Origin of the sequence: Pseudomonas agronomica (genome assembly GCF_025917275.1) — a bacterium.
Taxonomy (GTDB): domain Bacteria; phylum Pseudomonadota; class Gammaproteobacteria; order Pseudomonadales; family Pseudomonadaceae; genus Aquipseudomonas; species Aquipseudomonas agronomica.
This window is the reverse complement of the sequence record NZ_JAOSHO010000971.1, coordinates 1-673: the sequence shown is the minus strand read 5'-3', so window position 1 is coordinate 673 and position 673 is coordinate 1. Positions and strand designations below refer to the sequence as shown.

The window sequence follows — 673 nt, the reverse complement described above, 5'->3', positions numbered from 1 at the left end:
AGGTTGATGATGCGCACGCTTGGCGGAATCTCACCGCTGCGCTGCAACGCGGCGATGGCCGAGGGCACGGTGTTGATCAGGCGCACCTGGTCGCGGGCCGGCAGGTGCGGCAGTTCCAGGGCGTTGCGGGCGATGATCAGCGAGCCGCCGTTGGCCAGGGTCACGAAGAGCTCCCATACCGACAGGTCGAAGCACACTGAAGTTGAAGCAAGTACGCCTTGGATGTCGTCGCGGCTGTAGACGGTCTTGGACCAGTCGATCAGCGCCAGGACGTTGCGGTGGGCGATGGCCACGCCCTTGGGTTGGCCGGTGGAGCCGGAGGTGTAGATGACGTAGGCGAGGTTGTCTGGTTTGACCGCTGTGACCGGTGCTTTTAAGGGGTATGAAGTCAACTCAATCCGATCCAGCATCAGCACTTCGGCTTCAGCCGGAACCGTCAACGTCTGCGCCACCGCCTGCTCGGTCAATAACACCTGCGCCCGACTGTCATCGAGCATGTAGGCCACGCGCTCGGTCGGGTAATCCGGGTCCAGCGGCACGTAGGCACCACCGGCCTTGAGCACCGCCAGCAAGGCGATCAGCAACTGCTCCGAACGCGGCATCGCCACGCCCACCCGCACTTCCGGGCCGACGCCCAGTTCGATGAGCTTGTGGGCCAGGCGATTGGCACGGC

The 673-nt window shown here is 64.2% G+C and carries 1 protein-coding gene; it reads right to left on the bottom strand.

Translation table 11 applies throughout. The annotated features are described in order from the left end of the window. A partial coding sequence (locus OC610_RS28440; protein WP_264433056.1) for an AMP-binding protein occupies positions 1 to 673 on the bottom strand: 673 nt, incomplete at both ends.